General features: G+C 39.3%; 18 protein-coding genes. 6 read left to right on the top strand and 12 right to left on the bottom strand.

Going from position 1 to position 22,017, the window contains the following annotated elements; translation table 11 throughout:
- Positions 1 to 272 precede the first annotated feature (272 nt).
- From IGJ39_RS03815 to IGJ39_RS03795, 5 genes are all read left to right on the top strand, one after another.
- On the top strand, positions 273 to 1,520 hold the full coding sequence (locus IGJ39_RS03815) for an SPFH domain-containing protein (protein ID WP_010736053.1): 1,248 nt from the start codon (positions 273 to 275) through the stop codon (positions 1,518 to 1,520).
- A gap of 17 nt (positions 1,521 to 1,537) precedes the next feature.
- The gene (locus IGJ39_RS03810; protein ID WP_066026211.1) at positions 1,538 to 2,731 is read left to right on the top strand and encodes an ATP-binding protein; all 1,194 of its coding nucleotides are present in this window, start codon (positions 1,538 to 1,540) and stop codon (positions 2,729 to 2,731) included.
- A complete protein-coding gene (locus tag IGJ39_RS03805; protein WP_066026210.1) occupies positions 2,728 to 3,531 on the top strand; it encodes a TPM domain-containing protein in 804 nt (267 codons plus the stop codon). Before IGJ39_RS03810 ends, IGJ39_RS03805 begins: the two co-directional genes overlap by 4 nt.
- Before the next feature lie 225 nt (positions 3,532 to 3,756).
- Positions 3,757 to 4,062 (top strand): hypothetical protein, encoded by a 306-nt coding sequence (locus IGJ39_RS03800; protein WP_010736056.1) that lies wholly within the window; start codon positions 3,757 to 3,759, stop codon positions 4,060 to 4,062.
- A 28-nt stretch (positions 4,063 to 4,090) separates the two neighbouring features.
- Positions 4,091 to 5,413, top strand: a complete 1,323-nt coding sequence (locus IGJ39_RS03795) for a PTS sugar transporter subunit IIC (protein WP_195339141.1) — start codon at positions 4,091 to 4,093, stop codon at positions 5,411 to 5,413.
- 139 nt (positions 5,414 to 5,552) lie between these two features.
- Here IGJ39_RS03795 and IGJ39_RS03790 read toward each other — a convergent pair whose 3' ends face one another.
- The 3 genes from IGJ39_RS03790 to IGJ39_RS03780 form a co-directional block, all read right to left on the bottom strand.
- Positions 5,553 to 7,769: a M60 family metallopeptidase gene (locus IGJ39_RS03790; protein ID WP_195339142.1), complete on the bottom strand. Its 2,217-nt coding sequence runs from the start codon at positions 7,767 to 7,769 to the stop codon at positions 5,553 to 5,555.
- A gap of 414 nt (positions 7,770 to 8,183) precedes the next feature.
- A complete protein-coding gene (locus IGJ39_RS03785; RefSeq protein WP_065096092.1) occupies positions 8,184 to 9,374 on the bottom strand; it encodes an MFS transporter in 1,191 nt (396 codons plus the stop codon).
- A 110-nt stretch (positions 9,375 to 9,484) separates the two neighbouring features.
- Entirely contained in the window at positions 9,485 to 10,072 is a 588-nt protein-coding gene (locus IGJ39_RS03780) for a nucleotidyltransferase family protein (RefSeq protein ID WP_065096093.1), read from the bottom strand.
- Between the two features lie 375 nt (positions 10,073 to 10,447).
- Here IGJ39_RS03780 and IGJ39_RS03775 point away from each other — a divergent pair, with 375 nt between their 5' ends.
- The gene (locus IGJ39_RS03775; RefSeq protein WP_338132695.1) at positions 10,448 to 11,236 is read left to right on the top strand and encodes a nucleotidyl transferase AbiEii/AbiGii toxin family protein; all 789 of its coding nucleotides are present in this window, start codon (positions 10,448 to 10,450) and stop codon (positions 11,234 to 11,236) included.
- 179 nt (positions 11,237 to 11,415) lie between these two features.
- Here IGJ39_RS03775 and IGJ39_RS03770 read toward each other — a convergent pair whose 3' ends face one another.
- The 9 genes from IGJ39_RS03770 to miaA form a co-directional block, all read right to left on the bottom strand.
- Positions 11,416 to 11,679: a type B 50S ribosomal protein L31 gene (locus tag IGJ39_RS03770; RefSeq protein ID WP_010736059.1), complete on the bottom strand. Its 264-nt coding sequence runs from the start codon at positions 11,677 to 11,679 to the stop codon at positions 11,416 to 11,418.
- Positions 11,680 to 11,775: 96 nt separating this feature from the next.
- Positions 11,776 to 13,071, bottom strand: coding sequence for a transcription termination factor Rho (gene rho, locus IGJ39_RS03765; RefSeq protein ID WP_010736060.1), 1,296 nt, complete (start codon positions 13,069 to 13,071; stop codon positions 11,776 to 11,778).
- Entirely contained in the window at positions 13,068 to 14,339 is a 1,272-nt protein-coding gene (locus IGJ39_RS03760; RefSeq protein WP_019722643.1) for a UDP-N-acetylglucosamine 1-carboxyvinyltransferase, read from the bottom strand. The genes rho and IGJ39_RS03760 overlap by 4 nt, the downstream gene beginning before the upstream one ends.
- A 173-nt stretch (positions 14,340 to 14,512) precedes the next feature.
- Positions 14,513 to 15,382, bottom strand: a complete 870-nt coding sequence (locus tag IGJ39_RS03755; protein ID WP_010736062.1) for a class II fructose-bisphosphate aldolase — start codon at positions 15,380 to 15,382, stop codon at positions 14,513 to 14,515.
- A gap of 262 nt (positions 15,383 to 15,644) precedes the next feature.
- Positions 15,645 to 17,255 (bottom strand): CTP synthase, encoded by a 1,611-nt coding sequence (locus IGJ39_RS03750; RefSeq protein WP_010736063.1) that lies wholly within the window; start codon positions 17,253 to 17,255, stop codon positions 15,645 to 15,647.
- A 658-nt stretch (positions 17,256 to 17,913) separates the two neighbouring features.
- The gene (gene glnA, locus IGJ39_RS03745; protein ID WP_010736064.1) at positions 17,914 to 19,254 is read right to left on the bottom strand and encodes a type I glutamate--ammonia ligase; all 1,341 of its coding nucleotides are present in this window, start codon (positions 19,252 to 19,254) and stop codon (positions 17,914 to 17,916) included.
- Positions 19,255 to 19,283: 29 nt separating this feature from the next.
- The gene (locus IGJ39_RS03740; protein ID WP_010736065.1) at positions 19,284 to 19,679 is read right to left on the bottom strand and encodes a MerR family transcriptional regulator; all 396 of its coding nucleotides are present in this window, start codon (positions 19,677 to 19,679) and stop codon (positions 19,284 to 19,286) included.
- Between the two features lie 169 nt (positions 19,680 to 19,848).
- Positions 19,849 to 21,093 (bottom strand): GTPase HflX, encoded by a 1,245-nt coding sequence (hflX, locus tag IGJ39_RS03735; protein ID WP_066026523.1) that lies wholly within the window; start codon positions 21,091 to 21,093, stop codon positions 19,849 to 19,851.
- Positions 21,090 to 22,013 (bottom strand): tRNA (adenosine(37)-N6)-dimethylallyltransferase MiaA, encoded by a 924-nt coding sequence (miaA, locus tag IGJ39_RS03730; protein ID WP_066026522.1) that lies wholly within the window; start codon positions 22,011 to 22,013, stop codon positions 21,090 to 21,092. The genes hflX and miaA overlap by 4 nt, the downstream gene beginning before the upstream one ends.
- Positions 22,014 to 22,017 lie beyond the last annotated feature (4 nt).

The following is a 22,017-nucleotide window of genomic DNA, read 5'->3' as shown; positions in this document are numbered from 1 at the left end:
CGAAAGAAACCTTAAACTCTAGACTATTAGACAGAAACAGTCAAAATAGCTATTTCATCGTTGATTTTTTTGAGCTGTGTCCAAAGAGTTACGCCTTGAACAGTATTTATCCAGATTCTGAAAAAAAGTTCAGTTCTAAAACGTATGGCTGAACGTGGAAAATAGTTGCTCTGGTTTTCTACATCTTTCGACTGAGAGCATTTTCAGTCTCCTATGGTATAATACAAACATATACGTAGTAAAAAAATACTTGCTCACAGGGAGGACTTTTTATGGGACTTATTAAAGCAGCAACTAGCATGATCGGCGGCGGATTAGCAGATCAATGGATCGAAGTCATTGAACCAGACAATATGAGCGACACCACAGTCATGACAAAAGGTGTCAAGGTACGTAAAGACGATAAAAGAGGATCCAATCGAAAAGGTACAGAAGATGTATTGACAGATGGCACAGTCGTTCATGTCTATCCGAACATGATGATGCTTTTGGTAGATGGTGGAAAAATCATCGATTACACAGCTGAAGAAGGCTATTATACGATCAAAAACGATGCTGCCCCTTCCATGTTCAATGGTTCATTGAAAGGTGCAATCGCTGAAACCTTTGACCGCTTTAAATTTGGTGGCGTAACTCCACAAAAACAACAAGTATTCTATATCAATCTACAAGAGATCAAAGGAATCAAATTTGGCACAAGCGCGCCATTAAATTACTTTGATAATTTCTATAATGCAGAATTATTCTTACGTGCGCATGGAACGTACTCGATCCATATCACCGATCCAATCTTATTCTATACAAATGCAATTCCTAAAAATAAGACGCAAGTTGAAATCGCAGATATCAATGAACAATATTTAGCAGAATTCTTGACTGCTCTTCAATCAGCGATCAACCAAATGTCTGCTGATGGGCAACGTATTTCCTATGTCCCATCAAAAAGTTTAGAACTAAGCAAATATATGGGCACAGCGTTAGACGATTCTTGGCGTGAGCTTCGTGGGATGGAGATTGTTTCTGTCGCAGTTGCTAGCATCTCTTACACAGATGATTCGGTCAAACTCATCAACATGCGCAATGAAGGTGCCATGTTAGGTGATCCTAGTGTCCGTGAGGGCTATGTGCAAGGTTCGATTGCTCGTGGGATGGAAGCTGCAGGTAAAAATGATGCCGGTGCGATGACTGGCTTTATGGGTATGGGAATGGGCATGAATGCCAATGGCTCCTACTTAGCTCAGTCCGCACAAAATAATCAAGAACAAATCAAGCAACAACAAGAAAAACAAAACCAACAAACAGCTCAAGGTACTAACGATACATGGACTTGCCCTGTCTGTGGTACCGAAAACACCGGGAAATTCTGTTCAAACTGTGGTGCTGCAAAACCAGTGGCAAATAGCCAACCAAAGCTTGAAATGAAATGTAGCGAATGTCATGAAGTAGTGGATCTTTCAAATGGAATTCCTAAGTTTTGTCCAAATTGTGGAAAACCATTCAAAGGTATCCCACTCGACTAGTTGAAAGGGGTGCCTGAATGGATGCTTTAACACATAAATGCCCCAATTGTGGCGGACCATTGACCTTCGATCCAAAAGATCAAAAATTTCATTGCGACTATTGCCTAAATATTTATACAGAAGCAGAAGTCAGTCAATATGAAGAGGAACAAAAAGCGGCCCGCGACATCAATGGGACTCAAGATCAACCAGTTGCAACGGATGAGTTCACCTTTACAGCAGAAGAACAGCTCGATCAAATGGATGAAACAGAACGTCAAGCATTTGCCGATGCTGGTGGAATGACTGATACAGAGGCAACAGCTGAACAGACGGCTACTGACGAACAAAGCAACATGGAACTATTTTTATGTCCAAACTGCGGTGCAGAAATCGTCACAGAAGCCACTACAGCTGCTACCTATTGTTACTACTGTCATAATCCAGTCGTGCTATCCGGACGACTAAGTGGTGACTTCTTACCAAATAAAGTTCTGCCTTTTGCTGTAGAAAAAGAAGAAGCAATTAAACAGTTTCTCGCATGGACGAAGAAAAAATGGTTTGTACCAAAAGCATTTTTCAATCAGGAGCAAATCGACAAATTAACTGGCGTTTATTTCCCATATTGGGCAACCGACGCTGAACTAGATGGTTCTTTACAAGCCAACGGGACAGTTGTCAGAATCTGGCGTGTCGGTGATATCGAGTATACCGAAACAAAACAATATGCCGTACACCGTGAAGGAAAGCTTTCCTTCAAAGAATTAGTAAAAAATGCTTTGTCAAAAAATACTCAACAAAAAATGGTGGAAGCTGTCCAACCATTTCCTTTAGCTAAAGCTATCGGATTCAAAAGTCAATATCTCGCTGGATTCCAAGCAGAAAAACGTGACATTGAGTACCAAGCAATCAAAGCAGATATCCAAAATGAGTTACGTGACTATTCCGAAAAATTGTTGCGAGATACAGCCAATGGCTATACTACTTTGACCGGAGTACGTGCTTCTGCAGAAATCACTGGCGAAAAAAATGAATATGTCTTGTTACCGGTCTGGCTTGTTACTTACCGTAGCAACGATTCTAACAAGAAAGTCTATTATTATGCAATGAATGGCCAAACGGGTAAAGTTAGCGGTGTATTACCGATCAGTCATAAAAAACTCGCTTTGACCTCTTTCGGGATATTCACTGTTTTAGCGATCCTCTTTATGATTGGAGGCTATTTGATATGATGAGTAAAAAAAGTCTCTCCATTTTCTTTTTATTAGCCATTAGTTTACTGTGGACACCGATCGTAGGAGCTGCTACCCCAACAATCAATGACGAGGCGAATTTATTTACAAGCGAACAAGTCAACACACTGAGCCAACAAGCGAAAGAAATCAATGACAAGATCAAAGGACAAGTATTTATTGTCACGACTACCTCAAATACTGCAGAACCTAGAGACTTCGCTGACAACTATTTAAGAACCGCAATAGGAAATGATCAAAATGGTTCTGTTTTACTTTTAGATATGGGGCAACGAGAAATCTATATCTCCACTTCTGGAAATATGATTGACTATTTGACGGATCGCCGGATCGATTCGATTTTAGATGATGTCTATGATCAGATGACGAATGCAAACTATTATGCAGCAGCCCAAGCCTATTTGACCAAAGCTTCTACTTATGTAGATGAAGGAGTGCCTGGCGGTCATTATCGTATAGATGAAGCCACAGGTAAAATCACTCGGTATAAAGTTTTGACTACCGTCGAAATAGTGATTGCGGTGGCTTTGGCAGCTATCTTAAGCATCGCTTTTTATATGATCACCGCCTCACGATACCAATTGAAATCAGGGACATATAAATACCCATTTCGTGAAAAGGCAAGTATCAAATTGACGGACAAAACAGATCGTTTAACGAACTCCTTTGTCACGACTCGTCGTATCCCTAAAGCGCCACCCCCAGGAAGCGGTGGTGGTGGCAGCACGACTCATTCGAGTGGTGGCGGTACCTTTGGCGGCGGCGGCCGAAGCTTTTAATTAAACGAAAACAGAACACAAACCAAAACATGGATCAGATTATGAGGGGCTCCCTCTATCTGATCCATATTTTTTGATTCTTTCATCAAATACTTACACACTTGTCCATACTTCATAGGTATAGAAATAAAATTACGTTAGATAGATAAATATATTGATTTTTAATTTCATAAATGTATACTTGATTTATGAAAGCGTTTCAAATAAACGAAAGGAAGTCTCACCATGAATAATAAAGAAACCGTTCCATCAATCATTCATTTTGGGATGAAATCGGCTTGTTACTTGCTTCTTGCTTGTATCGTCAGTGGTATCTTCATTCCCTATTTATTCTATTTATTGCACTGGGAAGTTCGACTGGGTGTCTTTCTCTTTCTTCCTCCCTCTTTAGCTGCTGTCATCACTGGCAATTATTATTTTATTTCAACTAATACAGGTTTTACTAAAGGATGTATCCGAACATTTCTTATCGCTACAGTCTGTCTGATGTTCGTCGCTTATCTATGGTTGTATCAAGGCATCATCTTCTAAATTCTATCGATAAAAAAGGAGTGTCAATATGTTAACAAAGTTTACAGAAATCATTGAGCGTTATTTGGCAGGTCCAATGGCTACAATTGCCAACCAAAGACATTTACGTGCCATACGTGATGGGATCATCGCTACATTGCCACTAATTATCGTCGGTTCGTTTTTCTTGATCATTGCTTTTCCGCCCTTACCGCCCAGTTGGGGGATCTATCGGTTCTTGTCCGAAAATGCAGCAACTATTTTATTACCTTATCGCATGACCATGTATATCATGTCTCTATATGCGACATTTGGCATCGGTGCCAGTTTAGCCAAAACCTATAAACTAGATGTTGTTTCTGGTGGGTTACTCGCTACAATTGCTTTTTTGTTGACCTTTATCCCTGTCAATATTCCTCTTGAGGCTGCGGAAGCTGCTGGTACTTCTGGTTTTGTTTTGCCTATGGCCAATCTTGGCGGTGGTGGGATGTTTGTCGGAATCATTACTTCAATTTTTGCAGTCGAAGTGTATCGTTTGACGGATAAATCGAAATTTAAAATCACAATGCCTGAGCAAGTACCTCCTGCGGTCGCTCGTTCTTTTGAAGCATTAACGCCAACCTTGATCGTGATTTTAGTCATGGCATCGATCAGCTATTACATCGGCTTTGATTGGCACACTGCCGTTTCAAAAATTGTCAGCCCTTTGATCAGCGCAACCGATACGTTGCCGAGTGTCTTGTTGCTGATTTTTCTAATCACTTTTTTCTGGGCATTCGGTATCCATGGCGTATCCATCATTGGTTCACTTGCTCGCCCCTTATGGTTGCAGATCTTAGAATCCAATACAACTGCAGCAGCAGCTGGTGAGGCTTTACCCAACATTGCAGCTGAACCTTTTTATCAATGGTTTGTTTGGATCGGTGGCGCAGGTTGTACGATCGGTTTAGCGATTCTACTTGCCTTCACAGCCAAATCAAAATATGCTTCAAAATTAGGTAAAGCAATCATCACTCCTTCTATTTTCAATATCAATGAGCCAGTTATCTTTGGCGTACCGATCGTATTGAATCCAACACTAATCATTCCGTTTATCTTTGCTCCAATGGTTTGCGCAACCATCGCTTGGTTTGCGACTAAACTAGGTTTAGTCAGTGCTGTTACCATCACCGCACCATGGACGCTCCCTGGTCCTATTGGTGCTTACTTAGCTACAGGTGGTGACTGGCGGGCAGCCGTATTGAACATTTTATTGATCATTCTTTCCATTTTCATGTATTATCCATTTGTTAAGATTTATGATAAAAATGAATTAGCAAAAGAACAGGCTTTAGAAACTGGAACACCAAGAGAGACACCACTATCTAACTAATTTGAGAAATACTTAAAGTAAGTTTGAGTCAACTTCTTTTATTTCATAAAAACAGCACCTACTTTCCTTAAAGAAAGAAGTAGGTGTTGTTTTTCATTACTGTTTTTTTATTCTAGTAAAACTGATTTGTTGCAACTTATTATTTCAATACCCAGACACTGCTTGTTTCGGGATTGCTATTAGTATTCCACCATTTTGCTTCATAAGACTTTCCTTTGTAGACGACTTGATCCCCACCAGAATATGCTTTGTTCGCTACCCAATCTTGTGTTTGTGTTTTATCTACTTTCTCCCATGCTTGAGATGTATCAGGACGTTCACCTCTGACCCACCATTTAGCACGGTATTGGATGCCGTTATAAATCACTAAGTCTCCTGCTGTGTAAATTTGGTCACTGCGCCAAGTATCTTGAATAACATTTTGCTCGTTGGTCTTGATTGTCACTGCCTGACTTTTTCCTGACTCATTACCTGCTCCATCATAAGCACTGACTTGATAAGTATAGCTAGTATTGCTTGCTAGATTTGTATCAGTGAAATTCAAGCCTGTTACTGAATTGATTTTCACCCCATCACGATAGATATTGTAGCCAGCTACACGTAAATTATCTGTCGCAGCAGTCCAAAGGATCTGTGCGCTATTAGTCGTTACACTTCCCTGTGTCAAACCTGTAGGGATGCTTGGTGCTTCGTCATCTTTTTCTTCTTGTCTTGTAACAACAGTCAAGAAACTCGTTCTTGCTGATTCGTTCCCTGCTTCATCATAAGCGCTTACCTGATACACATATACTTCATTGCTCTTTAGATTTCCATCTAAATATTCTGGCTTATCCGTTGTTCCCACTTTTACGTTGTTCCTATAGATATTGTACCCTTTGACTTTCGTGTTATCTGAAGATGAGTTCCATGCTAATTTGACAGAATGACTTGTTACCTCATTCGCCGCAAGACCTGTCGGGATCGTCGGTGCTTCTTTGTCATTATTGTTCGTACCACCATCGATATCCCCTACTTCACCTGTCATCTCATCTCGGTATTCCCAGATTTTTTTAGTCAAGCTTGGTAGCTTTTCCATTTCGATTCGACTTTCAGCAGTCACTTGGATGCCCCATTTTTCAAAGAAAGGTTGCAAGTTTTGACCACTGATTTTTGAAGCTGCAACAACAAAATACTGACGTTTGTCTTGTTCCGTCGGCAGTGATCGTTGTTCGTTTCGATACATTTTATGTAAGTTTGGATAGAAATCTTCACCAAATGCTAATTCCAATTGCCAGAACATTCCTAGTCTTGTCCAGACACTTTGGCTGTCAAATTGTTTTTGTCCTGTTCCATTCAAATAGTTGAAAATAGTTGGATAACGATTATCGCTTTCTAGACGACTGCGTAACCCAAATTCTTTTTCTGCACGTAAAGAATAGATATTTACTGTGACTTCTGTTAAACCATTCCAATTCATCCGGTTCATTTGATACGTGTGGCCAATCTCATGATACATCCCCCATTGATTTTGACGTTCAGGCATTAATAACGAGTGCATGGTATCTGTGTGGTAACCTGTATGTTGCAAATAAGCATACATATATGCACTTGAAGAATGTGTTTCCCGCATGTGTTGCACTAAACCAACTGGCAGGCGATGGTTGGATGTACTATTGTCTAATCCAGAAATTTTGTCATGAGAATGTATCACTTTTTCTTGTGTTTCTACAATATTTGTTGGATTTCTAACTAAGTGGATTGAGCGATTTGACCCAGTGATCAACACTCGGTTACCTACTAATTCATAACCAGGGGCACCTGGATGAGCTGCCACGATTTTATCCCAATCATCATTTGTGGTCTCTCCTAAAATAAAGCGAGGAACTGTAATACCGCCTTTGATCTCGATTGAGATTTTTCCAGAACTTGTGAGTTGATCTTGTTCATTTTGGATATGTATAAGCCCTACTTGTGAACCAGAAATCACATTTCTCCCCCGGTTCAATTGGATTCCCCTTGTCCAACCTTCGATATAATCATTGAGCGATGCTCCTGTAATCGAATATGTTGGCAATTTTTCTTGATCTGTTGTTTCATCTACGTAAATCTCAATCACATCATTTGCACGCTTATAAATACCAGTTGATTGATTGGAACTCGGCCCATATGTATTGTTTAAAATATTGGACTTATATGCATTTAAATTATCACTTTGTTTAATTTCTAGTTTCTTAGAAACATTTTGATTGGTTTGAACAATTTCAGAACTAGCGTTTTTTTCAATGTCCCCCGATTCAATAACTTCTTCTGCGTTAGTTACATTCGAAAACATAACGAACCCTAGTAACGCAGTGCTAAATAATAAACTTTTCTTCATCCTTAAAATAACTCCCCTAAAATCTTTTTTTATTACAAAATAACTATAACATCCACAATAATGTGTTATTTACCAATTTTTCTTCACATCTAAAAAAAATGGAAGAAAATTTATTTTATTTATGCATCTATCTAAAAAAGCCCATAAATTGCTGTTTATATCACTATCCTTATCAAATAATGAGGTAAAAAAAATAAACAACAGCACGTTTGTCATATTTTCTCACAGTAATAAAAAAACGTGTTTGGGCTATCCGTCCTCTCCCACCACCCGAAATCAAATAAGCGGTAGGAACAGAAGTAACCCTTTTAGAAAATAAGGCACCATCCACAAAAATCGTTCTCCAAATTTTTGTGGATGACGCCTTATTTAATGAGACTCCCCGATCTCGTGTTAGAAACAATATTAGGCTTTTCAAGCAAATAGATTTTTCTTATATTGACCAATGAGCGCCACAAGTATAAGAAGTAATCCTGAACAAAGATAAACGAGTTTCACGCCAAAAAGATCAGCAATTTTCCCCATAACTAGCATCGCAGTCGAAAAAGTGCCCATATGGATAACTCCTGATATCGCATACACAGAAAGTAACTTTTCTTCTGAAATCTTTTGCTGAATGATCGTTGCTTGCGGAATATTTTTTATCTGGAAAAAGATTCCGATCATCAACGTACAGAGCAAAACAAATGACGCATAAGGGAGCAACACGACTAGCAAAGTTGCTACACCACCCAAAAAAGAGCCTCCTACGATTGCTTTTCCTTTACTTTTATCAAAAAATTCCGGACTTTTCATCACGATCAAACTTCCGAGTAACGCGCCAATAAAATAAGAAGTATTGATATAGCCCCACCAGTTAGCTGGTTGTTCCAATAATACCGATACAAAAACCAGCACAATAGAAGAGGCCCATGCGGTATTGGCAATTCCTTCTATTGTATCCATGATCACGACTATCCGTATCAAAGGCTCTCGCCAAACGTATTGCCAACCTTTTTTCAACTCTTGCCATTTTGAGTGATTTGCTGCTTTTTCAACAGCTTTAGGTAGAAATAAAAATAAAACAGAACAAACTAAAAATAGTCCAACATCTATCCAAACTAACTCAGAAACAGAAAACCAAATAAGTAGAGAAGCACCTACCGCCCAACTGCCGATATTAACGACTTGAAGCATCGTGCTAAATAAACTATTTGCCCGAATCAACTGATCTTTTTTGATATATCGAGGAATAAGTGCCATACTGACTGGTTCCGCACATCCGTCTAAAAATGCAATACAAGCTATCAAAAGATAAATCACGCCTAGGTTACTTGGTTTAGGCAAATAAGAGAGATAGACTGCTAGAACGGTCAAAATAATGGTCTTCATTATTTGACTCCATTTCAACATGCTATCAAGCGATATTTTCATGGATAATAAGGGTGTCAAAAAGCTAGCCAACATCATTGCTCCTGTTACGACGACTGGTACAACGGCTGAAGCAAATGCTGAATTTGTCCAAGAAAAAACTGCACTGATGATTGCTACTGTATAAATCGTATCACCGATATTCGCTACTGCTTGACCGAACATCAAACACAAAAAAGCTTTTTTATCCTTCATTTTTTTCTCCTTCAATCAGAGGATTCAATCAACCGCATTCGTCTGTCACTATTCAATATATCCCAGTTCTTCTAGGCCGCTCCTCAAAATAGTTTCCTAAAAAGCAGCTGCTACCAAGGAACGACTTTGAGTTCTGGCCATTTCTTGGTCCATTTTGCCACCTTCTGATCATAGATTTCTTCTGTGATCATTTTTTTATTCGGTCGGATGATCCCTTCAAATAGATCATCTAGCCCGTAAGGAGAGAACACTTGCAACTGTCCCTTCTCATCAAGAGAAACAGCGATTGCTGTAGCTGTAGTTGGCCATGTAGAAATGGCTGCTTCTGTAGAAGTATACGCCTGGATCGGAAAGCCAAATCTTTCTTCGTACCAAAGATGGACCCTTGCCTCGTTGATGATATCCAACGAATAGGTTGAATGTCCGATTGCCTCTGCGATTTTCTTACTCGTGTCCAGCTCTTTTTCTTCGCTTAATTCTTCATCAAAATAAACAATATCAACATCGCTTATTCCGTAGCCGGTCGGTCGAGCATACAGCCGATTCCAAACGGATTGCACGATACATCCAGCTCCCACATATAGTTCTGGTATCGCCATTTTAGAGACTGTTTGGATGATTTGATAAAGAGCAGTATCTTGTTTTAGTATCTCGTGGAGTGATTCTTTTTGAGTCTGCAATAGTTCATTTTTTATCATGGTTTTTCCCGCTTTTTTTTATAATGTTCCGGTTCAAATGATTATTTTCTTAAATAAAATCTTACAGGAAGCGATTGCAATCGGCAATAGAGCTTCCCACGTTTGATTATTAAATAGCAAACAAAGCGATCCTATAATAGAGTTGTACGGATAAAAAACAAATAATTTCATCATTGAACTAACAAGTATTCTCATAGCTTAATGCTTTTTCATTAGATTAGTAACATTTGTTTTACGTTCAAGAGAAGGCTCGTTAATTCTATTACTGAATATTTTATCATAAGTTCAAATTATTAAATTAGAAACTGGATAACTAAACAAATATTAGGGTAATAATTTGATTTACACCCAATTATTTGTTAAAACAAATCAGAAATTTCAATTATTGCCTGTTCTCTCTTTACCCGATTTGAAGAACAATCACGTTATCAAACAGAGATTCCAAAGGCCCATTTCAAGTTTTTCTATCCATCGCCATTAGATGGTACAGAATCCTATGTGTTACTTGATATTTTATTTGAACCCTCTCCCTACAATCATTTAATAGAACTTCCAATCAAAAGTCCTTTTATTATTACTTTACCACCAAACAAAACAGTTTCCGTCCCAGATATCGAAAACATTCTAGGCGATAAGTTAACTGCATTTGCCCCAAATACTACTGGTATTCCTTACAATAAAGGAAAAGAAATGGAAATTATTAAGCAGTTATTTGATATTGAAAGTTTATTTGATCAAGCAATTGATTTAGGTAAAATAAGAGCTGCATTCAACAAATGTGCTAAACAAGAACTTATATATCGTGAATTGAGTAGCTTGAATCCTGAAGATGTTTTAGACGATATCTTAAAGACCGCATGTATCATTGGAGGGCGTGGTAGTAGCTATAAAGAAACATTCTTAAAATTAGAAGATGGAATACGTAGAATCAAGTCTCATATCATTAGTAGAAACTATATTTTAGAAGAAGCTGTGGTCAGTGCTTCTAAAGCTGCATATTTAGCTTGTCTGTTAAAATCTAATCATACTAATATTGACCATTACAATTCCTCTAAACCTTTATCTGAACTAACTGGCGTTCCACTCTTTAAAAAAATGGGAAAGATTAAAAAGTTTAGTCCAGAAGCATATTATTATTTTGTGAAGGCTCAAGAAATTATTTAGATATAACAAACGAATAAACTTAACATTTATGATTATTCGTAAACACATAACCAGTAATCAGAAGAAACAGCAAATCGTTTTGCAGTTTTTATGAGCTCTACATAAGAATTACAAAAGATCAAAAAAACAGACTATCCTGATAGGATAGTCTGTTAAACCTTGACTTAACAATGGTTTGATTATTCTGCAGCGTTTTCGTCTTTGAGACCGTATTTTTTGTTGAAACGGTCCACACGTCCGTCTGCTTGTGTGAATTTTTGACGTCCAGTGTAGAATGGATGTGAGTCAGAAGTTACTTCGACACGGATGACTGGGTATGTATTACCGTCTTCCCATTCAACTGTTTCTTGTGAAGTTTTTGTTGAACCTGACAAGAATTTGAAACCAGTTGTAGAATCCAAAAATACGACTGGATGGTAATCTGGATGGATATTTTCTTTCATGCTATTCGCTCCTTTGCCCTGCTTCATTTGCTGAACCAGAGTTGATTTGTCGATTTACAACATTTACATCTTACCATGTTTCCTATAAGCTTGCAATTATCTTTTTAAATTTCTTGTGGGATTTTTTTTGCCAAAAGAAACATCTTGGAAATCTTTAAAAAATTGTTGGTTATTTTTAGTTTTTCGCAAGAAACGGATCAATTGTTCCGTATATTCTAATGAGTCGCCAATCATATGTTTACGGAGTTTCCAGATTTCTTCTAGCTGATCACTATCCATCAACAACTCTTCTTTACGAGTACCTGATTTTTTGATGTCGATGGCAGGGAAAATACGGCGTTCTGATAATTCACGAGATAGTTGTAATTCTAAGTTCCCTGTTCCTTTGAATTCTTCATAGATGACATCATCCATCCGACTACCCGTATCAACTAATGCTGTTGCCAAAATCGTCAAGCTACCGCCTTCTTCAATATTTCTGGCAGCGCCAAAGAATTTCTTCGGTTTGTACAATGCCGCAGGATCGATCCCTCCGCTCAATGTACGACCACTTGGTGGTACCACTAGATTATAAGCACGAGCTAAGCGAGTGATACTGTCCATCAAGATGACAACATCCCGTTTATCTTCAACTAAACGCATGGCACGCTCTAAAACCAATTCAGAAACCCGCGTGTGGTTTTGTGGTTGCAGATCAAATGTGGAAGAAACCACATCGCCTTTGACACTACGCTCAAGATCGGTTACTTCTTCAGGTCTTTCGTCGATCAATAGGACGATCAATTCCACTTCTGGATGATTTTCAGTGATTCCATTAGCGATTTCTTTCAAGATAGATGTTTTTCCTGCTTTCGGCGGTGCAACGATCAACCCACGTTGTCCAAAGCCAATCGGCGAGAAAATATCGATCATGCGTGTTGCAATTTGTTGCGGTGTCGTTTCTAAACGAAGTTGCTTCTCCGGATAAAGCGGCGTCAATGCTGGGAAATGCGGGCGCTCTTTCGCATCTTCCGGATCTCTCCCATTGACACTTTCAACGTGCATCAATCCGTAATATCGTTCTGATTCTTTAGGCGGTCTTGCTTTACCAGCTACTTTGTCACCGTTTCTTAAACTGAAGCGACGAATTTGGGAGGCAGAGATATAAATATCTTCGACACTTGGACCATAGTTGATCGGACGCAAAAAACCATAGCCGTCTTGTCCAACGATATCTAAAATCCCCTCCATATAGTAAAAGCCTTGTTTTTCAGCCTGAGCTCGAATAACAGCTAGGGATAATTCCTTTTTGTTCATCTTACTGTAATAAGGAATCTTGAATTCTTTTGCATAACTGTAAACATCTTTTAGTGTTTTGTTTTCCAGTTCGGCCATTGTCAAATAATCGCTCATTCGGCTTCCACTTCCTCCACCATTTTGATACTTGCTCCGATTGCTGTTAATTTCTCGATGATATGATCATAACCACGCAAAATATATTCGACATTATAAATCGTTGTCGTGCCTTCTGCCATCAATCCTGCAATCACTAAACAAGCCCCTGCGCGTAGATCTGAAGCAACAACTTCAGCGCCATGGAGTTTATTCGGCCCATTCAGGATGATCATATTACCTTCTACTGAGATATCAGCACCCATTCGTGCTAATTCAGGAACATGATTCACTCGCTTCGAATAGATCGTATCCACGATCTCAGCAGTTCCAGTTGTCATCAATAATAACGGTGTCAACGGTTGTTGTAAGTCTGTGGCAAAACCTGGATACGGATAAGTCATCACATTCGCGGCTTTTAAATTCTTTGAAGGATAGACTTCGATCTCGTCTTCACTGATTTTCATGCTCACACCGATTTCTTGAAGTTTAGCAATAAAACTTTCAAGATGCTCATAGATCACATTCTTGATTTTCACGCCATTCCCTGCGGCAGCAGCTACAGCCAAATAAGTCCCTGCTTCGATACGGTCAGGAATCATGAAATGACGGCAGCCATGCAGTTCTTCTACTCCTTCAATACGGATAACATCAGTACCTGCTCCACGGATCTTGGCACCCATATTGTTCAATAATGTCGCAACATCAATGATTTCAGGTTCACGCGCCGCATTTTCAATCGTCGTCTGTCCTTTTGCTTTCACTGCTGCTAACATGATATTGATCGTTGCACCAACAGAAATCACATCCATAAACACACGATTTCCATGAAGCGTTTTGTTTTCTGTTCGTAGGTACATCGCACCATGTTCATTGGTTACCTTTGCTCCTAACGCTTCAAATCCTTTGATATGAAGGTCGATTGGACGCGGACCAAGATAACAGCCGCCTGGTAGACCAACAACTGCTTCGCCAAATTTAGCTAATAAGGTGCCCATAAAATAGTAAGAAGCACGCAAGCTATTGATCTTCCCACTTGGCATCGGTACTGAAACGACACCACGTGGATCGATTTCTAATACATTGTTTTCAAAACGGACAGTTGCGCCCATGATTTCTAAAATTTCTATCAATGAATGAACATCTTGAATGTCAGGTACACCTTCCAAGATCACAGGAGAATCTGCTAAAATCGCTGCTGGTATCAAGGCAACTGCACTATTTTTAGCACCACTGATCGTTACTTCACCAGTCAATGGACGATTTCCTTCGATGATTATTTTTTTCATTTGTTCCCCACCTTGTTTATTCCTCAAATTTTATACATATGCTTGTATTTTATCATAGATGAAACGAAGAAACGAGTATCGTTCCTTTTATTTAAATAAAAAAAGAGAACAATCGCCGGATCGGCACATTGTTCTCTTCTATCAGTTATCTCGTTCGATCTAACTTTTATCGATTATGCTTTGTTAGCAGAACCGAACCAGTCGATATGAGATTCAGCATCTTTAACGATTGCTGCTTTACCTGGTGCTAATAATTTACGAGGGTCAAATCCTTTACCTTCGCGGTCTTTACCAGCTTCGATATATTCACGAGTTGCTGCAGCAAATGATAATTGGAATTCAGTGTTCACATTTACTTTAGAAATACCCATTGAGATAGCTTTTTCGATTTGATCTTGAGGAATACCAGATCCGCCGTGTAATACTAAAGGTACATCTGAACCTACAGCATCAGCAATTGCTTGTAAGTGATCAAATGCTAATCCGCTCCAGTTTTCTGGATATTGACCGTGGATGTTACCAATACCACATGCTAAGTAGTCAATACCTGTTGCTACCATTTGTTTACATTCTTCGATGTCTGCTAATTCGCCTGTTCCGATGATTCCATCTTCTTCTCCACCGATTGAACCAACTTCACACTCAACTGAGATTCCTTTAGCGTGAGCTTTTTCAACAACGTCTCTAGCTAATTTCAAGTTTTCTTCGAATGGTAAATGAGAACCATCGAACATAACTGAAGTATAGCCAACTTCGATACATTCTAATGCAGCATCGTAGTCACCGTGGTCTAAATGGATTGCCACTGGAACAGTGATGTTCATTGATTCAACTAAATTAGTGATCATGTCTTTACATACTTTGTAACCACCCATGTATTTAGCTGCACCCATTGAAGTTTGGATAAGTACTGGTGCTTTTTTAGCTTCAGCTGCTTCTAAGATCGCTTGAGTCCATTCTAAGTTGTTTGTGTTGAACCCGCCGACAGCATAACCGCCTTTACGAGCAGCTTGTAAAAATTCAGCTCCTGATACTACTGGCATAATAAATTCCTCCTAAATTTTGTGAAAACTAAATTTGTTAAGATGATCCTTAACCAACGAACCTATTTTACCAAACATTTCACTAGTTTTCTACTAAAATCAATAAAAATGAAAATTTTCAAGACGCTTTTTTCATTAAATAAATAAAATCCACCGAAATATCGTAGGTAAAAGGTTCTCTATAAACATTTAAAATATTTATTAATAACAATTCTAATAATTTGACACTTGCTGATTTTGACGGATCAATTCCTAGTATTTTTTATTTTGATTCGCGTTCCGTTAACGAAGCACCAACAAATGCTTTGATCAATTTTTGCGGACGGTTCGGACGTGAAATCAATTCTGGATGGAATTGACAACCAACAAAGAATTTCTTATCTGTGATCTCAACGATCTCAACTAAACGATTGTCTGGAGAGACACCTGAGAAGACTAAGCCATGTTCTTCAAATTGTTGACGGTATTTATTGTTGAATTCATAGCGATGACGATGACGTTCTTGAACCACTTCTGCCCCATCATAAGCTGTAGCAGTCGTCGTGCCTTTTTTGACTTTACATGGGTAAAGCCCTAAACGTAATGTTCCACCAAGATTTTCAATGTTTTCTTGATCTGCCATCAAGTCGATGATGTTGTTTGCAGTTTCTGGAATCGTTTCTGCTGAAGCAGCGTCTTCTAGACCTACAACGTTACGTGCAAATTCAACACAAGCCATTTGCATCCCTAAACAAATCCCTAAGAATGGGACATCATTTTCACGCGCATAACGAATGGCTTCGATTTTCCCTTCGATTCCTCGATCACCAAAACCACCTGGTACTAAGATCCCATCGGCCTCTTTCAATCGTTCATCCACATTTTCACTCGTTAACTCATGGGCTTTTACCCAATCCAATTCGATATCCGCATCAAACGCAAAACCTGAGTGTTTCAATGCTTCAACAACTGAGATATACGCATCAGGTAATTCAACATATTTCCCTACTAAAGCAATGCGAACTTTTTTCTTCAAGTTCAAGACACGATTTTCTAATGCTTTCCATTCGGTCATATCTGCTTCTGGTGTTGAAAGCTTCAAATGATCACAAACGATCCGATCCATTCCTTGTGATTGCAATAATAACGGGATTGAATATAGTGTATCTACGTCTGGTGATTCGATTACTGCTTCTGGTTCAACGTCACAAAATTGTGCCAATTTATTTTTGACATCTTGAGATACTGGTTGCTCTGTGCGCACGACTAAGATGTTTGGTTGGATACCTAATCCACGTAACTCTTTCACGCTATGTTGTGTTGGTTTAGTTTTCATTTCACCAGCCGCTTTTAAATAAGGAATCAACGTTGTATGGATATACATCACGTTATCAGAGCCAACATCAGCTTTCATTTGACGCAATGCTTCTAAGAATGGCAGTGATTCAATATCCCCAACTGTGCCGCCGACCTCTGTAATAATGATATCTGAGTCAGTCATTTTAGCTGCACGCATGATTTTTTCTTTGATTTCATTCGTAATATGCGGAATCACTTGGACAGTTGCGCCTAAGTACTCCCCTTTACGTTCTTTACGCAAGACTTCTGAATAAATTTTTCCTGTCGTCACATTGGAGTATTTGTTCAAGTTGATGTCAATAAAACGTTCGTAGTGGCCTAGGTCCAAATCCGTTTCTGCTCCATCATCTGTAACGAAAACTTCTCCGTGTTGGTATGGACTCATTGTTCCTGGGTCCACGTTGATGTATGGATCAAATTTTTGGATCGTTACTTTCAATCCACGATTTTTCAACAAACGGCCTAAAGATGCTGCTACGATCCCTTTACCAATCGATGAAACCACGCCGCCTGTCACAAAAATGTATTTTGTCATATGTTCAAAAACTCCTTCTTGTTTTATCTGCAGGAAAAGTCTAAGAAAATAAATAAGGCTCCCTATCCTTCTAAAGAATAGGGAGCGTTGATTTCTGTAAACTTCTGACCCTCTAAAAGGGTGCCCAAGGTGTATATTACAAGCTATCTAAACGAAAGTCAAGTATTCAATTACGTTTATACCTACTTGATGGATAAAAGCACTTTCACTGACGTCAATACATTAAGTCCTATGAAACAGAATAAAAATAGTGAAAAAAATATTACTATATATATCGAAATAGTTGGAACAAAAAATCTCATAAACGATCAAATAATCGCTTTATAGGAAAATTTTATTTGGATGTCACCTTTTTTACTCCTTTCCATACTCTATCAAAGCAGGTAATGGGAAAGTTTTCTCAGGATCCACTGCAAACGAGCCACAAGACCAAAAAAATTCACACTCCAGTGATGAAGAAAAAAAGCGTCTGAGACATTAATCCTCTTGTACCACCTAAAACCGAATAAACGGCAGAAACAGAAGTAACCTCTTTGGAAATAAGGCGCCATCCACAAAAATTTGAAGAACAATTTTCGTGGATGGCGCCTTATTTCTCGAGGCTGAACACTTCTGTCACGACCTCTTCTATACTTTTCTTTGATTTAACGGGATTTTATTAGTAAAGCTCTAAATATTGTTCTCTTTCCCATTCAGAAACGGTTTGTCTAAAGGCTGCCCATTCCAGACGTTTGGCCTCCACAAAGTTTGCAAAGATATGATTGCCTAACGCATCGATCATCACTTTGTCTTTGCGCAATTCTTTGATGGCATTGTGGATCGTTGATGGAAGATCTTGGATTTGCGCTTCTTCACGTTCTTCTTCGTTCATCACGTAGATGTTACGATCAACAGCCGGTGGTGGTGTCAATTCATTACGGATACCATCTAAACCTGCTTGTAGTAAAACAGCCATTGCTAGGTATGGGTTCGCTGCTGGATCGACAGAACGTAATTCTAAACGAGTGGATAAACCACGAGATTCCGGTACACGTACCAATGGCGAACGATTACGTCCACTCCATGCCACATAAACAGGGGCTTCGTAGCCAGGAACTAAACGTTTATAAGAGTTGACCGTTGGATTGCAGACCGCTGTATACGCGCGCGCATGTTTCAATAAGCCACCTAAGAAATGATACGCAGTTTGACTTAATTCTAGATCTCCGTCTTTATCGTAAAAGGCATTTCCATCTTCATTGAATAAAGACATATTGCAGTGCATTCCAGAACCGTTAATCCCGAATAATGGTTTTGGCATGAAAGTCGCATGCAAGCCATGTTTACGAGCGATGGTTTTCACGACTAATTTAAACGTTTGGATATTGTCACAAGCATCAACGACATCCGCATATTTGAAGTCGATCTCGTGTTGCCCAGGAGCCACTTCATGGTGAGAAGCCTCCACTTCAAAGCCTAAGCTTTCTAATTCCAATACGATATCTCGACGGCAATTTTCACCTAGATCCGTTGGTGCAAAATCGAAGTAACCACCTTTGTCATTCAACGTCGTAGTGATGCCACCATCTTCATCTAATTTGAACAAGAAGAATTCTGGTTCAGGCCCTAAATTGAATGAGGTAAAGCCAAGTTTTTTCATATCATTTAACGAACGTTTCAGATTGCCACGAGGGTCACCAGCAAATGGAGTACCATCTGGATTATAAATGTCACAAATCAGGCGCGCCACTTTGCCGTGGTCGCTTTCCCATGGGAAAATCATCCAAGTAGAAAGATCAGGATACAAGTACATATCACTCTCTTCGATTCTGACAAATCCTTCAATCGAAGAACCATCAAACATCATTTTATTCTCAAGTACTTTGTCGATTTGACTCACTGGAACTTCAACATTTTTGATTGTTCCTAATATATCTGTAAACATCAAACGTAAAAAGCGTACGTTCTCATCCTCAATGATTCGTTTAATTTCTTCGCCTGTGATTTGTTTCTTTACCATGGTATCCCTCTTTCTTTTTTTTATTTCATTCAGTCAAAGTATTGACGTTGTTGCAAGCCTTGTGACTGATAATGTCCTGTTTTGGCTAACCCGCCTTGAGCTAAGATCTCATCACGGAAAATTTGACGAACGTCGTGATCGGTCAGCGGTTTTTTACTTTTTTCTTCTTGTTTTTTCGCCTGTGCCATTTCATAGACCCGTTTGATTCCAGCCATATTCAATCCTTCTGAAAGATAATCCTTGATTTCTAATAGAATATCGATATCATTCAATGAATACATGCGTCGATTTCCTTCACTTCGCTCGGGATGAACAAATTCCTGTTCTTCATAATACCTGATTTGTCGAGCAGTCAAGTCTGTTAGTTTCATAACTGTACCAATTGGAAATACTGACATTGAACGACGTAATTCCTTTTCTCCCATCTGACGTCTCCTTTCGTCCTATCAATTGACTAAAGTATACCAATCACAAAAAAGACTGTCAACCTCTCATGTTAGGTTTTCTTACATAGGGAGCAGTTTTTTTTATAAAAAAACTTGATCCACTTCTATATGAAGTCGATCAAGCTCGTTTTTTCTTATTATTTCATTTTTAAAATAACTCATCTTTTTTTAGCCATTTTGAATTTTTATTCGCAAACCCACGTACTTCATAGCTATTTTGTTCTTCAATGAAGTGTTCATCTAATACAAGTGTCTGCCGTCTCAACTCACTTAATGTTTGTCCTTGATCACTCGGTACCAGTTTTGTATATGGGACCATCAGCTCCATCAATTGCCGTTTGATTGCTTCAATCAAGCGTTCTTTCCCTTCTTGTGTTTGAGTCGAAACCAAGACATTCGGGAATAGCGTTGGCGTGAAGGTAGCTGGATCGATCAAATCAGATTTATTATAGACCGTCAAAACAGGCATTTCTTTCATCTCTAGCTCATCCATTAATTTTAAAACCGTCTGTTCTTGCAAGATCCGATCAGAAGAACTCACGTCAACGACATGTAATAACAGATCCATGCCTTGACTTTCTTCAAGGGTCGAATGGAACGCATCGATCAACTGTGTGGGCAAATCTTGGATAAATCCAACTGTATCCGTCACAGTCAGCTCAAGCCCTTCCGCAAAACGCCATTTTTTAGTGAGTGGATCTAGTGTGGCAAACAATTGGTCCTTTGCATATGATTCTGCTTGCGTCAATAAATTGAGGATCGTCGATTTACCGGCATTCGTATAACCAATCAACCCAATTTGAAACACATCACTGCTTTGTCTTTTTTGGCGGTTGCGTTCTCGATGCGCTTCTACTGTTTTTAATTCTCTTTTTACGCCTAAGATCTTGTTGCGGATATGGCGACGATCTGTTTCCAATTTTGTTTCCCCTGGGCCTCTTGTACCGATTCCTCCACCAAGACGAGAAAGCGACTTTCCTTGCCCAGCTAAACGAGGTAATAAGTATTCCAATTGTGCCAACTCGACTTGAAGCTTCCCTTCTTTCGAACGCGCACGCATGGCAAAGATGTCTAAAATCAATTGGACTCGATCAATCACTGGGGCGCCTACCGCATCTGTGATCAGTTGGCTTTGACGCGGAGTCAGTTCATGATTGAAAATGACTAGCTCTGCTTCATAAGCATCCGCTAATTGTGTCAATTCTTGGAGTTTTCCTTTACCGATCAGCGTTTGCCGATCTACTTGAGGGCGCTTTTGCGTAAGGGTATAAACGACCTCACCCGCCGCCGTATCTGTCAATTGTGCTAATTCTTTCATTGATTCAGCAAAATACCGTTGATTTTCTTCTGTTTCTACACCAACGATGATCACTTTTTCTTTTGCTTCTTTCACGCGCTCACCTCTTTCAGCCAACCTTCGATGGCATTTTCGATCTCTGCTAGATCTGTCGGTTTTTTCAAGAGATCGAACCAATGCGCCGTCAAACGATTACGAAACCAAGTCAGTTGTCGTTTGGCATAGCGCCGAGAGTTCAATTTGATTTGTTCGACTGCCTCATCTAGAGTGATGTTTTCTTCAAAATAAGGAAAGAATTCTTTATAGCCGATCCCTTGACTGGCTTGAACCGCCCCTAATTCATAGACCTTTCTTGCTTCTGCAATCAATCCCTCTGTGAGCATTTGATCCACTCGTTGGTTGATTCTACTATAAAGGAACTCACGCTCCGTATCCAGACCGATCATATAATAATCATACAAGCACTCAGGTCTATCTTTCGGTGCCATGATACTATAGCCTGTTGTCTCAAATACTTCTAATGCGCGAATCACTTTTCGCTGATTATTCCAATGGATTTTCCCCGCTGCAAGCGGATCGCGTTCATTCAAATAAGCCCAAAGTTTTTCTTTTCCTAGTTCTTCAGCCATTTTTTCATATTTCTCTCGAACAGTAGCATCCGTTTCTTCATTTGCTCCTAATTGAAAATCGTACAATAACGATTGAATATATAAACCGGTGCCACCAACGATGATCGGCAAATGTCCTCTTTCGGTGATTTCCTTGATCAATTTGCGACCTGCCTGTTGAAAATCCGCTGCCGAATACTGCTGGTCTGGCTCGATCACATCAATCAAATGATGAGGAATCCCCATCATTTCAGTTGGCTTGATTTTTGCCGTACCGATATCCAGATGTTTATAAATTTGTAAGGAATCTCCACTGATGATCTCGCCGTTGAATTTTTGGGCAAGTGTCACACTTAACGCTGTTTTACCAACTGCTGTGGGTCCTACGATCACTAATACTTTTTCCATATGG

Source organism: Enterococcus sp. AZ140 (assembly GCF_051714405.1).
GTDB lineage: Bacteria > Bacillota > Bacilli > Lactobacillales > Enterococcaceae > Enterococcus_B > Enterococcus_B pernyi.
The sequence above is the reverse complement of the archived record's forward strand: the minus strand, read 5'-3'. Positions and strand labels throughout refer to the sequence as shown.